This is a genomic window from Enterobacter cloacae complex sp. 277I4 (assembly GCF_050031465.1).
GTDB lineage: Bacteria > Pseudomonadota > Gammaproteobacteria > Enterobacterales > Enterobacteriaceae > Enterobacter > Enterobacter cloacae.
Window position 1 is genome coordinate 4,828,991 of the sequence record NZ_JBLGWC010000001.1, and the last position, 13,226, is coordinate 4,842,216.

12 protein-coding genes are annotated in these 13,226 nt (G+C 56.3%); 7 read left to right on the forward strand and 5 right to left on the reverse strand.

The genetic code is table 11. From position 1 onward, the window contains the following. The first annotated feature begins 85 nt into the window (after positions 1 to 85). Complete coding sequence (gene pitA, locus ACQG19_RS23555) at positions 86 to 1,585, forward strand: inorganic phosphate transporter PitA (protein ID WP_013099193.1); 1,500 nt, start codon at positions 86 to 88, stop codon at positions 1,583 to 1,585. Positions 1,586 to 1,639: 54 nt separating this feature from the next. Here pitA and uspB read toward each other — a convergent pair whose 3' ends face one another. Next, a complete protein-coding gene (uspB, locus tag ACQG19_RS23560) occupies positions 1,640 to 1,975 on the reverse strand; it encodes a universal stress protein UspB (RefSeq protein ID WP_003861224.1) in 336 nt (111 codons plus the stop codon). A gap of 282 nt (positions 1,976 to 2,257) precedes the next feature. Here uspB and uspA point away from each other — a divergent pair, with 282 nt between their 5' ends. Then, entirely contained in the window at positions 2,258 to 2,695 is a 438-nt protein-coding gene (gene uspA, locus ACQG19_RS23565) for a universal stress protein UspA (RefSeq protein ID WP_003861223.1), read from the forward strand. A 91-nt stretch (positions 2,696 to 2,786) separates the two neighbouring features. On the opposite strand, the gene rsmJ is transcribed toward uspA, so the two are convergent. After that, entirely contained in the window at positions 2,787 to 3,539 is a 753-nt protein-coding gene (gene rsmJ, locus ACQG19_RS23570) for a 16S rRNA (guanine(1516)-N(2))-methyltransferase RsmJ (protein ID WP_032644932.1), read from the reverse strand. A 7-nt stretch (positions 3,540 to 3,546) separates the two neighbouring features. Continuing rightward, positions 3,547 to 5,589 (reverse strand): oligopeptidase A, encoded by a 2,043-nt coding sequence (gene prlC / locus ACQG19_RS23575; protein WP_013099196.1) that lies wholly within the window; start codon positions 5,587 to 5,589, stop codon positions 3,547 to 3,549. A gap of 213 nt (positions 5,590 to 5,802) precedes the next feature. Between prlC and ACQG19_RS23580 the strand changes: the two genes are divergently transcribed. The 3 genes from ACQG19_RS23580 to ACQG19_RS23590 all read left to right on the forward strand — a co-directional run bounded on the left by ACQG19_RS23580 (position 5,803) and on the right by ACQG19_RS23590 (position 9,902). Then, positions 5,803 to 6,645, forward strand: a complete 843-nt coding sequence (locus ACQG19_RS23580; protein ID WP_029883697.1) for a 23S rRNA (adenine(2030)-N(6))-methyltransferase RlmJ — start codon at positions 5,803 to 5,805, stop codon at positions 6,643 to 6,645. A 71-nt stretch (positions 6,646 to 6,716) separates the two neighbouring features. Next, on the forward strand, positions 6,717 to 8,069 hold the full coding sequence (gene gorA / locus ACQG19_RS23585) for a glutathione-disulfide reductase (RefSeq protein WP_020687710.1): 1,353 nt from the start codon (positions 6,717 to 6,719) through the stop codon (positions 8,067 to 8,069). A gap of 183 nt (positions 8,070 to 8,252) precedes the next feature. Beyond that, positions 8,253 to 9,902, forward strand: coding sequence for an alpha,alpha-trehalase (locus tag ACQG19_RS23590; RefSeq protein WP_013099199.1), 1,650 nt, complete (start codon positions 8,253 to 8,255; stop codon positions 9,900 to 9,902). Positions 9,903 to 9,960: 58 nt separating this feature from the next. On the opposite strand, the gene ACQG19_RS23595 is transcribed toward ACQG19_RS23590, so the two are convergent. Continuing rightward, positions 9,961 to 11,550, reverse strand: coding sequence for an STY4199 family HEPN domain-containing protein (locus ACQG19_RS23595; RefSeq protein ID WP_130626989.1), 1,590 nt, complete (start codon positions 11,548 to 11,550; stop codon positions 9,961 to 9,963). 148 nt (positions 11,551 to 11,698) lie between these two features. Here ACQG19_RS23595 and ACQG19_RS23600 point away from each other — a divergent pair, with 148 nt between their 5' ends. Then, positions 11,699 to 12,238, forward strand: a complete 540-nt coding sequence (locus ACQG19_RS23600) for a GNAT family N-acetyltransferase (RefSeq protein ID WP_062935255.1) — start codon at positions 11,699 to 11,701, stop codon at positions 12,236 to 12,238. A 71-nt stretch (positions 12,239 to 12,309) separates the two neighbouring features. Then, positions 12,310 to 12,636, forward strand: a complete 327-nt coding sequence (locus tag ACQG19_RS23605) for a lysozyme (RefSeq protein ID WP_013099202.1) — start codon at positions 12,310 to 12,312, stop codon at positions 12,634 to 12,636. Here the strand turns inward: ACQG19_RS23605 and ACQG19_RS23610 are convergent. Beyond that, complete coding sequence (locus ACQG19_RS23610) at positions 12,615 to 13,217, reverse strand: helix-turn-helix transcriptional regulator (RefSeq protein ID WP_038420781.1); 603 nt, start codon at positions 13,215 to 13,217, stop codon at positions 12,615 to 12,617. The genes ACQG19_RS23605 and ACQG19_RS23610 overlap by 22 nt on opposite strands. Between the last annotated feature and the right edge of the window lie 9 nt (positions 13,218 to 13,226).

Sequence of the window (13,226 nt, forward strand, 5' to 3'; positions counted from 1 at the left end):
AAAAAGTCTATATTTCACTTTGCCCGCCGCGCATTTGTCCTGGATAATGCGCCGCGTTCATGTCCTCAAAATGGCGTAACGTCCTATGCTACATTTGTTTGCCGGCCTGGATTTACATACCGGGCTTTTATTATTGCTTGCTCTGGTTTTTGTACTGTTTTACGAAGCGATCAACGGCTTCCACGACACTGCAAACGCAGTAGCAACGGTTATCTACACTCGCGCAATGCGATCGCAACTGGCGGTCGTTATGGCGGCGGTATTTAACTTTTTTGGTGTCCTTCTGGGCGGACTGAGCGTTGCGTATGCCATTGTGCATATGCTGCCAACGGATCTGCTGCTTAACGTAAGTTCTGGCCATGGCCTCGCTATGGTGTTCTCAATGCTGCTTGCTGCAATTATCTGGAACCTCGGTACCTGGTATTTCGGCCTGCCTGCATCCAGTTCTCACACCCTCATCGGCGCCATTATCGGTATCGGGTTAACCAACGCCCTGATGACCGGTACCTCGGTTGTTGATGCGCTTAACCTGCCTAAAGTACTGGGTATTTTCGGTTCTCTGATCATCTCCCCTATCGTCGGTCTGGTGGTTGCGGGTGGATTGATTTTCATCCTGCGTCGCTACTGGAGCAACACGAAAAAACGTGCGCGTATCCACCTGACGCCAGCAGAGCGTGAGAAGAAAGACGGCAAGAAAAAGCCACCATTCTGGACGCGTATCGCCCTGATCATTTCCGCCATCGGCGTGGCCTTCTCTCACGGCGCGAACGACGGGCAGAAAGGCATCGGTCTGGTGATGCTGGTTCTGATTGGCGTTGCACCGGCGGGCTTCGTGGTTAACATGAATGCCTCCGGTTATGAAATCACCCGTACCCGTGATGCGGTCAATAACGTTGAAACCTATTTCCAGCAGCACCCTGAACTGCTGAAAAAAGCGACCGGCGTTGACCAGCTGATCCCGTCTCCTGAAGCGGGTGCGACCACCGCGCCGGGCGAGTTCCACTGCCACCCGGCAAACGCGATTAACGCGCTGGAACGTGCGAAAGGCATGCTGGGCGATATCGAAAGCTACGACAAACTGGCCGTTGAACAGCGTGGTCAGCTGCGTCGCATTATGCTCTGCATCTCTGACGTGACCGACAAAGTCGCGAAGTTGCCAGACGTAAATGCTGACGACAAGCGTCTGCTGAAGAAACTGAAAAGCGATATGCTCAACACCATTGAGTACGCGCCAATCTGGATCATCATGGCTGTCGCGCTGGCACTGGGTATCGGTACGATGATTGGCTGGCGTCGTGTGGCAACCACCATCGGCGAGAAGATTGGTAAGAAAGGCATGACCTATGCGCAGGGCATGTCCGCGCAGATGACGGCGGCGGTCTCTATCGGTCTGGCAAGCTACACCGGTATGCCGGTCTCCACCACCCACGTACTCTCTTCGTCCGTGGCAGGTACCATGATTGTTGATGGCGGCGGTCTGCAACGCAAAACCGTGACCAACATTCTGATGGCCTGGGTGTTTACGCTTCCGGCGTCTATCCTGCTCTCGGGTGGGTTGTACTGGATTGCGCTGAAGCTGATTTAATTGGCTGAAGGCGACAAAAAAGCGGGTCAGGAAACTGACCCGCTTTTTTTATACTCAGTGCCAAATCATTAAGGCAATCATACTGACGACGACCAGGCCACACAGGGCGCTGGTCAAAATGAACTGGCGACGCAGGCGCTCGCAGCGGCGGATAAACTCTTCATCGTGATGATCCCGGTAGCGCTGGTAGTAGATATACCCGACCAGGCGCATCTGTTTGCTGGGCTGTCCATGCGAGGTGAAGAACCCTCCACCGTCCACATACTGATAAAGCAACGGATCGCAACCACGAAGTACCACTAACAGCGCACGTAACGATGAGAAGTAGCGCGCCATATTCACTATGCAAACTACGCATAACGCCCAAAACAATGCGACGGTGCTAATCATACATCCTCCCCGGCGTCCGCCCACGAAGCAAGGCTTCTGAGCTACCGCACCCCAATGCCCTGACAGACAGTTCAGTGAAAGAATGACCAAAAGTCGATCCGGTTCGCGTTTTAATATCCGAACGGTTCATTAAATAGTGTAGGAGATCCGTTAATTTTTTTGCCACAAGGTTAATCGTTATCAACACCAAAGCTTGAAAAATATGTTTAACTGGGCCGTAATGAAAGCATCAGACGACGGCTTTCTGTTTAGTCATCGATAACTTAAGGAAGGAGTAACACTATGGCTTACAAACACATTCTCATCGCGGTAGACCTCTCCCCGGAGAGCAAAGTGCTGGTTGATAAAGCAGTATCCATGGCACGCCCTTACAACGCGAAAGTTTCGCTGATTCACGTTGATGTGAATTACTCCGACCTTTATACCGGTCTGATCGACGTGAATCTCGGCGATATGCAAAAACGCATCTCCGAAGAGACACACCACGCCCTGAGCGAGCTGTCCACCAACGCAGGTTACCCGATCACTGAAACCTTAAGCGGTAGCGGCGATCTGGGCCAGGTGCTGGTCGATGCGATTAAGAAATACGATATGGACCTGGTGGTTTGCGGTCATCACCAGGACTTCTGGAGCAAGCTGATGTCCTCAGCGCGTCAGCTGATCAATACCGTTCACGTGGATATGCTGATTGTTCCGCTGCGTGACGAAGAAGACGAGTAAGTGCAAAAAAGCCCGGTGGCGCTAACGCTTACCGGGCCTACAAATGGCACTGAACCTAGGCCGGGTAAGGCGAAGCCGCCACCCGGCTTTTTTATTCCGGCGTACCCGAATAAATATCAAACCGGTGCCCTTTGGTGGTCACCGCGTTGGTCGTCGCAACGTCCGCCAGCGGCGGCGCGTAGTCCGGGCGCTTCACCACCACCCGCTTCGTTGCAAGCTGACGGGCAGGCTCAAGCAGGCCGTCCGCATCCAGATCTGGCCCCACCAGCGACTGAAACACCCGCATCTCTTTTTTCACCAGCGCGCTTTTCTGCTTATGCGGGAACATCGGATCGAGATAGACCACCTGCGGGCGCGGGGTGATATCGGTCAACGCCGTCAGGCTGGAGGCGTGGATCAGCTGTAAACGTTCCTGCAACCACGGGCCGATTTCCGGGTCCGCGTAACCACGAGTCAGGCCGTCATCCAACAACGCGGCCACCACCGGGTTGCGCTCCAGCATCCGCACGCGGCAGCCGACAGACGCCAGCACAAACGCATCGCGCCCCAGCCCCGCCGTGGCATCCACCACATCCGGAAGATAGCTCCCTTTGATGCCGACGGCTTTTGCAACAGCCTCACCGCGTCCGCCGCCAAACTTGCGCCGGTGCGCCATCGCGCCCCCGACAAAATCGACAAAAATCCCGCCGAGTTTCGGTTCGTCGCGTTTACGTAATTCGAGATGCTCTGGCGTCATCACCAGCGCCATCAGGTTTTCTTCATCGTGCTCCAGCCCCCAGCGGGCGGCCAGAACAGATAAGGCGCCGTCTCCGGCGCCTGTTTCATCCACTAAGCAGATCTTCACGTAGAAATCAGCCTTTGATCCCGTAATGCTCAAGCATCGCATCCAGCTGCGGCTCGCGGCCACGGAAGCGTTTGAACAGCTCCATCGGCTCTTCTGAGCCGCCGCGGGTCAGGATGTTATCGAGGAACGACTGACCGGTTTCACGGTTGAAAATCCCCTCTTCTTCAAAGCGAGAGAAAGCATCCGCCGCCAGGACATCGGCCCACAGGTAGCTGTAATAACCTGCCGCATAGCCGCCCGCGAAGATGTGGCTGAACGCGTGCGGGAAGCGACCCCAGGTTGGCCCTGGAATAACGGCGACCTGCTTTTTAATCTCAGCGAGGGTTTCGAGGATTTTTGCCCCCTGCTCCGGGCTAAACTCGGCGTGCAGGCGGAAGTCGAACAGGCCGAACTCCAGCTGGCGCAGAATAAACATTGCCGCCTGGTAGTTCTTGGCTGCCAGCATTTTATCCAGCAGTTCTTTCGGCAGCGGTTCGCCGGTCTCGTAGTGGCCGGAGATAAACGCCAGCGCGTCCGGCTCCCAGCACCAGTTTTCCATAAACTGGCTCGGCAGCTCGACCGCATCCCACGGCACACCGCTAATACCGGCCACGCCTGCAGTTTCGATGCGGGTCAGCATATGGTGCAGACCGTGACCGAACTCATGGAACAGGGTGATCACTTCGTCGTGGGTGAACAGCGCCGGCTTGCCGTTGACCGGGCGGTTGAAGTTACAGGTCAGGTAAGCGACAGGCTTTTGCAGGGAACCGTCGGCTTTACGCATCTGGCCAACGCAGTCATCCATCCACGCCCCGCCGCGCTTGTTCTCACGCGCGTAGAGATCGAGGTAGAAGCTGCCGCGCAGTTCGTTTTTCTCGTCATACAGCTCGAAGAAGCGCACGTCCGGATGCCAGACGTCGATATCAGTACGCTCTTTGGCGGTGATGCCGTAGATGCGTTTCACCACTTCGAACAGGCCGTTAACGGCTTTGTTTTCCGGGAAGTACGGGCGCAGCTGCTCGTCGCTGATGCTGTAGAGGTGCTGCTTCTGTTTTTCGCTGTAATACGCGATGTCCCACGGCTGCAGCTCATCCACGCCGAACTCCGCTTTGGCGAAGGCGCGCAGCTGGGCCAGCTCTTTTTCACCCTGAGGACGGGCGCGTTTCGCCAGATCGGTCAGGAAATCGAGCACCTGCTGCGGGTTCTCGGCCATTTTGGTGGCGAGGGATTTGTCCGCGTAGCTGTCAAAGCCCAGCAGCTGTGCCAGCTCGTGACGCAGGGCGAGGATTTCCGCCATCACCGGGCTGTTATCCCACTTACCGGCATTCGGCCCCTGATCGGAGGCGCGGGTGCTGTAGGCGCGGTACATCTCTTCACGCAATGCCTGGTTGTCGCAGTAGGTCATCACCGGCAGATAGCTTGGGATATCCAGCGTTAACAGGAAACCTTCCTGCTCTTTCGCTTCGGCCTGGGCTTTTGCCGCCGCCAGTGCACTTTCCGGCATACCCGCCAGCTCTGCTTCGTCGGTAATCAGCTTCGTCCAGCCCATGGTGGCGTCGAGCACGTTGTTGCTGTACTGGTTACCCAGCTCAGACAGGCGCGCCGCGATTTCGCCGTAGCGAACCTGCTTCTCTTTTGGCAGGCCAATCCCGGAAAGCTCGAAATCACGCAGGGCGTTATCGACGGATTTTTTCTGCGCGGTGTTCAGTTCGGCATAGTGGTCGCCGTCGCGCAGATCGCGATACGCCTTGTAGAGCCCTTCGTGCTGGCCGACCCAGGTGCTGTACTCGGAGAGCAGCGGCAGGGTTTGTTCGTAGGCTTCACGCAGCTCCGGGCTGTTTTTTACCGAGTTGAGGTGGCTTACCGGGGAGAAGATACGCCCCAGCACGTCATCCACTTCGGCCAGCGGCTGACACAGATTTTCCCAGGTGTACGGCCCGCCCTGCGCGACCACGCTTTCTACCGCCGCGCGGCAGTTGTCCAGCGCTTGCGTAACGGCTGGAACCACATGCTCAGGGAGGATTTTAGAAAACGGTGGCAACGAAAAAGGCGTCAGTAATGGATTGGTCATAAACGCTGTCCTGTTGAATTTGATGAATGAAGCGCGCATCCGGCGCTGTGCATATGGTTCAGTAATGGGGTTAAGTGTAGAGGATTTCAATGCCGGGCGTTGCGCTTTCGCGGCCGTGGAAACTTTTCTGTATACTGTGGCGATACGCTCTATTTTTGCCCGATGGCGCTACGCTTATCGGGCCTACGTTGACTACCCGGAACACATTCATCCATGCTCAGTTATCGCCACAGCTTTCACGCAGGCAACCACGCCGACGTCCTCAAACACACCGTTCAGAGCCTGATCATCGAATCACTCAAAGAGAAAGAGAAGCCGTTTCTTTATCTGGACACCCACGCGGGCGCGGGCCGCTATCAGCTGAGCGGTGAACACGCCGAGCGTACCGGTGAATATCTGGAAGGGATCGCCCGTATCTGGCAGCAGGACGATCTGCCTGCCGAACTGGAACCGTACATTGGTGTGGTGAATCATTTCAACCGCAACGGCCAGTTGCGCTACTATCCGGGCTCGCCATTGATTGCCCGTCAGCTGCTGCGTGAGCAGGACAGCCTGCAGTTGACCGAGCTGCACCCAAGCGATTTCCCGCTGCTGCGTTCTGAGTTCCAGAAAGACAGCCGCGCCCGCGTGGACAAAGCCGATGGCTACCTGCAGCTGAAAGCCAAACTGCCGCCGGTCTCCCGTCGCGGCCTGGTGCTGATAGACCCGCCATACGAAATCAAAACCGACTATCAGGCGGTGGTCACCGGCATTAACGAAGGTTACAAACGTTTTGCGACCGGCACCTACGCCCTGTGGTATCCGGTGGTCCTGCGCGCGCAGATCAAGCGCATGATCAAAGACCTGGAAGCGACCGGCATCCGCAAAATCCTGCAGATTGAACTGGCCGTCCGTCCGGACAGCGACCAGCGCGGCATGACCGCCTCCGGCATGATTGTCATTAACCCGCCATGGAAGCTCGAAGCGCAGATGAACAACGTTCTGCCATGGCTGCATAAAACGCTGGTACCTGCCGGGACAGGTCACGCCACCGTCAGCTGGATCGTGCCAGAGTAATCGCAGCCATCGGTGGAAACTATTGATTTCAGGTATACAATCGCGGCAATTCACGATTAAGGATAAAAGCTATGACTAAGCATTATGACTACATCGCAATCGGCGGCGGTAGCGGCGGCATCGCCTCCATCAACCGTGCGGCCATGTATGGCCAGAAGTGTGCGCTGATTGAAGCCAAAGCGCTGGGCGGCACCTGCGTCAACGTGGGTTGTGTACCGAAAAAGGTGATGTGGCATGCGGCGCAAATCCGTGAAGCCATCCATATGTATGGCCCGGATTACGGCTTTGACACCACGATCAACCACTTCGACTGGGAGAAGCTGATCGCCAGCCGTACGGCCTACATCGACCGCATTCACACCTCGTACGATAACGTGCTGGGTAAGAACAACGTAGATGTGATCCACGGCTTCGCCCGCTTTGTGGACGCGAAAACGATCGAAGTGAACGGGGAGACGATCACTGCCGATCATATCCTGATCGCTACCGGCGGCCGTCCGAGTCACCCGAACATCCCGGGTGCCGAATACGGCATCGACTCCGACGGTTTCTTCGAGCTGCCAGCCCTGCCAGAGCGCGTTGCGGTGGTGGGCGCGGGTTACATCGCGGTCGAGCTGGCCGGTGTGATTAACGGTCTGGGCGCTGAAGCGCACCTGTTCGTGCGTAAACATGCGCCGCTGCGCAGCTTTGATCCGCTGATCGTCGACACCTTAGTAGAAGTGATGAACACCGAAGGTCCAACCCTGCATACCAACGCCGTGCCAAAAGCGGTGATTAAAAATGCAGACGGCAGCCTGACCCTGGAGCTGGAAGATGGCCGCAGCCAGACCGTCGACTGCCTGATCTGGGCGATTGGCCGTGAACCGGCGAATGACAACTTCAACCTGGCCGTAACCGGCGTGAAAACCGATGAAAAAGGCTATATCGTCGTCGATAAATTCCAGAACACCAGCGTACCGGGCATTTACGCGGTGGGCGATAACACCGGTGCCGTTGAACTGACCCCGGTGGCCGTTGCGGCGGGGCGTCGCCTTTCCGAACGTCTGTTCAACAACAAGCCGGACGAGCACCTGGATTACAGCAACATCCCGACCGTGGTCTTCAGCCACCCGCCTATCGGCACCGTCGGTTTAACCGAGCCGCAGGCGCGCGAGCAGTATGGCGACGATCAGGTGAAAGTGTATAAATCTGCGTTTACCGCAATGTATACCGCCGTCACCTCGCACCGTCAGCCGTGCCGCATGAAGCTGGTCTGCGTGGGCCCGGAAGAGAAGATTGTCGGTATCCACGGCATTGGCTTTGGCATGGATGAGATCCTGCAGGGCTTTGCAGTGGCGCTGAAGATGGGCGCGACGAAGAAAGACTTCGATAATACCGTGGCGATCCACCCAACGGCGGCCGAAGAGTTTGTGACCATGCGCTAGTCCTGATGCCCCTCCACTGAGGGGCATTCTTTTTTACATTCACAAATCGTTGCAAAACGAATGCTCCGAAAAGAGTGATCTACCGCACATATTCCTCCCCATCTACCGAAGCGAATGTCTACGCTTATAAGACGCCCGGATAAACCTGTCTTCAAGAACACCTAACCGGAGGTCCTTATCATTATGTTCAACCAGAAACTACAGGCTAACGAGAACATCGCGTTCGAGATCGCAGAAGAGCTGCGCTACGAGACCGATCCCTGCGAGTTGAAACTGGATGAGATGATTGAGGCGGAGCCGGAGCCAGAAATGATCGAGGGGCTACCCGCCTCCGATGCCCTGACCCCCGCTGACCGTTACCTTGAGCTGTTCGAACATGTGCAGTCAACAAGGCTGTTTGCGGATAGCAAAACCTTTCCCGACTGCGCGCCGAAGATGGATCCGCTGGATATTTTGATCCGCTATCGTAAGGTGCGACGCCACCGGGATTTCGACCTGCGCCAGTTCGTGGAGAATCACTTCTGGCTGCCCGAGACCTATAGCACGGAGTATGTGTCCGACCCGGGGCTGTCGCTTAAAGAGCATATCGACAGCCTGTGGCCCGTGCTGACGCGCGAGCCGCAGGATCATATTCCCTGGTCTTCCCTGCTAGCTCTGCCGCAGGCCTATATCGTCCCCGGCGGACGATTCAGCGAGACCTACTACTGGGATTCCTACTTCTCGATGCTGGGGCTGGCCGAGAGCGGCCGTAACGATCTGCTGAAGTGCATGGCGGATAACTTCGCGTGGCTGATCGAGCGTTACGGCCATATCCCGAACGGCAACCGAACCTACTACCTCAGCCGCTCCCAGCCGCCGGTCTTTGCCCTGATGGTGGAGCTGTTTGAAGAGGACGGGGTGCGCGGTGCGAAGCGCTACCTTGAGCACCTCAAAATGGAGCACGCCTTCTGGATGGACGGCGCGGAGTCGCTACTGCTGAATCAGGCCTATCGCAGCGCGGTGCGTATGCCGGATGGCTCATTGCTGAACCGCTACTGGGATGACCGTGACACTCCGCGCGACGAATCGTGGATTGAGGACGTGGAGACGGCCCGCCATTCCGGTCGACCACCCAATGAGGTGTATCGCGATCTGCGTGCAGGGGCGGCCTCCGGCTGGGATTACTCCTCCCGCTGGCTGCGCGAACCGGGCCGACTGGCCAGCATTCGCACCACTCAGTTTATCCCTATCGACCTGAACGCCTTCCTGTTCAAGCTGGAAAGCGCTATCGCCAATATCTCGGCGTCGAAAGGAGATAAGGAGACGGCTGACCTGTTCCGCCAGAAAGCCAGCGATCGCCGGGCAGCGGTGAACCGCTACCTGTGGGATGAAGAGAATGGCTGCTACCGCGATTACGACTGGCGTCGGGAAAATATGGCGTTGTTCTCTGCGGCGAGCATTGTGCCGCTGTATGTCGGAATGGCGACCCATGAGCAGGCAGAACGCTTGTCTGATGCGGTTAAATCACGTCTGCTCACCCCGGGCGGTATCCTGGCGACCGAGTACGAAACCGGCGAGCAGTGGGATAAACCCAATGGCTGGGCGCCGCTGCAGTGGATGGCCATTCAGGGCTTCAAGCAGTACGGCAACGACTCGCTGGGCGATGAAATCGCCTGGAGCTGGCTGCATACGGTGAATCATTTTTATAAGACTCACCATAAGCTGATTGAGAAGTATCACATCGCCAGCAGTACCCCACGCGAAGGGGGCGGCGGTGAGTATCCATTGCAGGATGGCTTTGGCTGGACGAATGGCGTGGTGCGGCGGTTGATTGGGTTGTATGGGGAGCCTTGAGTGGGGTGCGGTCTGGTGCCCTCACCCCGCCCTCTCCCACCGGGAGAGGGCGTTACGATCAGCGGATCACCTCATAAATGGCAGACTGAATAGCCTGCCATTTTTTCGTGCTGGCATTCGGCTGTGACTCGGCGCGGCGCGTCGCCATATCCAAATCGTGCTGCTGGCGTTTCACCACGGCCGGGACGGTGCAAAACGCTTTAAGGTACTGTTTACGCAGGGATGTCAGCGATTCGCCATTCGCCATGGCATGGGTGAGCGTATTGATAAACCGGCGGCACGGCTTCTCTTCCACCATGTGCTGTCGGTAGCGCAACATCAGCTCCAGCACGTCGTCATGGTTGGATGACATCGCCTCTTCGGTCCATGACAGCTTCCAGTCCATTCCACCCTGCAAAAAGAGCTGCGCAATGCGGGTGTCGTTGCGGTTGATGGCCGAGCGGAAATTATTCTCGTCCCAGGTAATGCCCATGCGCGTCAGCGTCTCCCGCGAGGAGGGCGTTTCCCGCATCTCCTGCGGCGCAGGCGTTTCGGTGGCGGCCACTGCAGTCTCTGCTGGCGCGCTGCTGGTCACCAGCCAGAATCCTCCCACAACAATCGCAATGACCATCACGCCCACTGCGCCCCATAACACGCCGGAGATGAGCTGCTCGCGTTGTTCTGGCGTGCGCGGGGCGCGCTGGGTCGGTTTTTCTATGGTGTCACGTACCTCAAATAAATCCCCGCCGGTGACCCGATCCCTTTTCTGTGCTTTTTCCCAGAAAGCGTGCAGTTCGCTGGCATCCACCGCCATTATCCCGGCCGGGTTGACGCGGGTTCGCCCCTCTTCAAACGCACGCTGAACGGGCCGGGTGATTTGGGTGTAGTAGTTGTCGAGTAGCTGGATTTGCGCCGAGGTTAACGCTTTCTGAACGGTAAGGCTGTTGCGGATCTGGCGGATGTCATCAAGGAAGGTTTGCAGCGTTTTGCGCGGCTCCACCAGCAGCGTCAGCATGGACGGATCGCTGAACAGCGACGCGTAGTAGCGGCTGTACTCTTTTTTATCCACCAGCATCTGGGCCAGCTCGCTGAACATCATGCCGCTTAGCACATCGTTGATGTCGCCAAGCTTCAGCCAGCGCCGCACGCGGTCAGCGTTAAACAGGGTCTTCAGGTGGTTGTTCAGACGGACCTGATCGGGCCACGCCTGCTGGATAAGCCCTTTAATCATCAGTTCAATTGCACGCACCTGCTTGTGCGCCTGCTGCTGTTCAAGATCGCTGCCCGGCGCCAGCTCGGTACTGTAGGTGAGAAGAGGCTGTTGCAGACGAAGATGTTCCAGCGCGGTGACAAACCGCATTGCCGCAATAAGCTGATTTTCACTGACATCCTGCCCGCTTTCATACTGCGGTACGCGCTGCTGCAACAGGCGCAGTTGCAGGGTAAATTCTGACATCTCGGCATCGTTCAGGTTGAGCTTCTTCGCCACGGCCCCCCATCCGCCCAGGCCTAAACGGGCGCTATCCAGCTGCTCCAGAAACCAGCGTGGATCTTTTCCCTCAGAAACATGTACATTCAGGAGAAGCAATATTTCCACAGAGGCCTGACGAATGACCGCCAGACAGTGTTCAAACTGTTCGCGGTTATGGTGTGATGTGCTGAGCGTCATTGTTTTCCTTAAAAGACCACGAAGACATCCAAAAGGGGCCCGGAACGGCCGTTTTTCTTTTTATTTATACGCGCTTAACCATACCTGACTTTCTGTTGAAATAAAGTGACAGTCCTAAAATCATTTATATTGTTTCAGGAGAATCTGAATGCCTCAGCTAACCACCTCGCGTCTTATCTGCTCGCCGTTACAGGAAGATGACTGGCCCTTTTTTCTGGCGCTACAGCAAGACCCGGATGTGATGCGCTTTGTCGCGCAGGATCGCACTGTGGCGGACATTCGTGAGGCCTTCGACTCCCGACTGACGCCATGGACGCCCGGCTGCATGCACTGGCTCTGCCTCGTGGTTCGCGATAACGCCAGCCAGACTCCGCTGGGGGTGACCGGCTACAAACACCACGAAGCGGATTGCGCCGAAGTCGGTTTCCTTTTCGCCCCCGCGGCCCAGGGAAAAGGCTACGGCTTTGAATCCCTGCAGGCACTCTGTGATTATGCCTTCCACCAGGGGGGGATCCGCCGCCTCACCGCCACCGTCACGGCAGGGAATATCGCCTCCCGGTGTCTGCTGGAAAAAGCCCGCTTCCGGCTGGAGGGTGAGCTGCGTGAGAGCTATTACCTTGGCGGCCGCTGGCATAATGACTGGCTATTCGGTTTATTACAGCGCGACTATCTGGAAAATATCAGCTGAGCAACGGCCATTTGGCGGATATGTCTCGTGCCGTATTTCCTCTACAGTAGTGTCTGAAAGAGGAAAATACCATGTTGAAGCTATCTTCTGCTGCCGTTGAATTAATTAAAAAACAGCAAGGGCTGTCTCTGGAAAAATACCGTGATGAGCACGGTACTGAGGTTATTGGGTATGGTCACGTTATTCAGCAATGGGAGAAGTTCCATGGTCTTATTACCGTTGCTGAAGCAGAGCGCTTGTTAGATAACGATATTCAGATTTATGAGACGTTAATTCAGGAAAATATCGCCCAGCCATTAACGCAACACCAGCACGATGCGCTGGTGTTGTTAATGTTCAGTTTTAGTGACACACCGTGTCCAATAAACGCCATCGCTCAGGCGGTGAGCCGGGTATAGCACATTGCCGCCTGCGTGCGATTTTTCACATCCAGCCGCCGGAAAAGTGACTCCAGATGGGCCTTTACCGTTGCCGCACTGATATTGAGCGTGCGGCCAATCTCTTTATTCGACTCCCCGGCGGCCAGTAACTTGAGCACTTCACGCTGGCGCTCGCTTAAGGATAACAACGCCTGGTGTGACGCCTGCTGCGCAAGCCATTCGCCGGGAAAACAGACCATCCCCCGGGAGACCGAATCCAGCACTGCGGCAAACCGCTCGGGACTGGCATTGCGGGGAATAATCGCCTTCACGTTGCGCTGAAACATCTGTTCAGCCCATCGGGTCTCTTTTTTCGTCAGCACCATCACGACACGTATCGCAGGGAAACGCGTGATAATGTCTTTCAGAAAGCTGATGCCCTCATTCTGAATTAATGCGCCGTCAATCATGACGATAGCGGATGGCGACGCGGACAACTGCGCCCATAATTCATCTGCCTGACGGGTTCCTGTCATATTTATTTCAGGAATTAACGTCTGCAAACTGTTTATCGCTCCATGAATAAATATCGACTGCCTGTCAAACATGATTACTCGCATCGTTTTTCT

What these genes read in the sequence shown, in the direction of transcription:
- ACQG19_RS23590 (WP_013099199.1), top strand. Translation starts at nt 8,253, where the DNA reads ATGTTCAACCAGAAACTACAGGCTAACGAGAACATCGCGTTCGAGATC.
- ACQG19_RS23605 (WP_013099202.1), top strand. Translation starts at nt 12,310, where the DNA reads ATGTTGAAGCTATCTTCTGCTGCCGTTGAATTAATTAAAAAACAGCAA.
- prlC (WP_013099196.1), bottom strand. Translation starts at nt 5,589, where the DNA reads ATGACCAATCCATTACTGACGCCTTTTTCGTTGCCACCGTTTTCTAAA.
- gorA (WP_020687710.1), top strand. Translation starts at nt 6,717, where the DNA reads ATGACTAAGCATTATGACTACATCGCAATCGGCGGCGGTAGCGGCGGC.
- ACQG19_RS23595 (WP_130626989.1), bottom strand. Translation starts at nt 11,550, where the DNA reads ATGACGCTCAGCACATCACACCATAACCGCGAACAGTTTGAACACTGT.
- ACQG19_RS23600 (WP_062935255.1), top strand. Translation starts at nt 11,699, where the DNA reads ATGCCTCAGCTAACCACCTCGCGTCTTATCTGCTCGCCGTTACAGGAA.
- ACQG19_RS23580 (WP_029883697.1), top strand. Translation starts at nt 5,803, where the DNA reads ATGCTCAGTTATCGCCACAGCTTTCACGCAGGCAACCACGCCGACGTC.
- uspA (WP_003861223.1), top strand. Translation starts at nt 2,258, where the DNA reads ATGGCTTACAAACACATTCTCATCGCGGTAGACCTCTCCCCGGAGAGC.
- uspB (WP_003861224.1), bottom strand. Translation starts at nt 1,975, where the DNA reads ATGATTAGCACCGTCGCATTGTTTTGGGCGTTATGCGTAGTTTGCATA.
- ACQG19_RS23610 (WP_038420781.1), bottom strand. Translation starts at nt 13,217, where the DNA reads ATGCGAGTAATCATGTTTGACAGGCAGTCGATATTTATTCATGGAGCG.
- pitA (WP_013099193.1), top strand. Translation starts at nt 86, where the DNA reads ATGCTACATTTGTTTGCCGGCCTGGATTTACATACCGGGCTTTTATTA.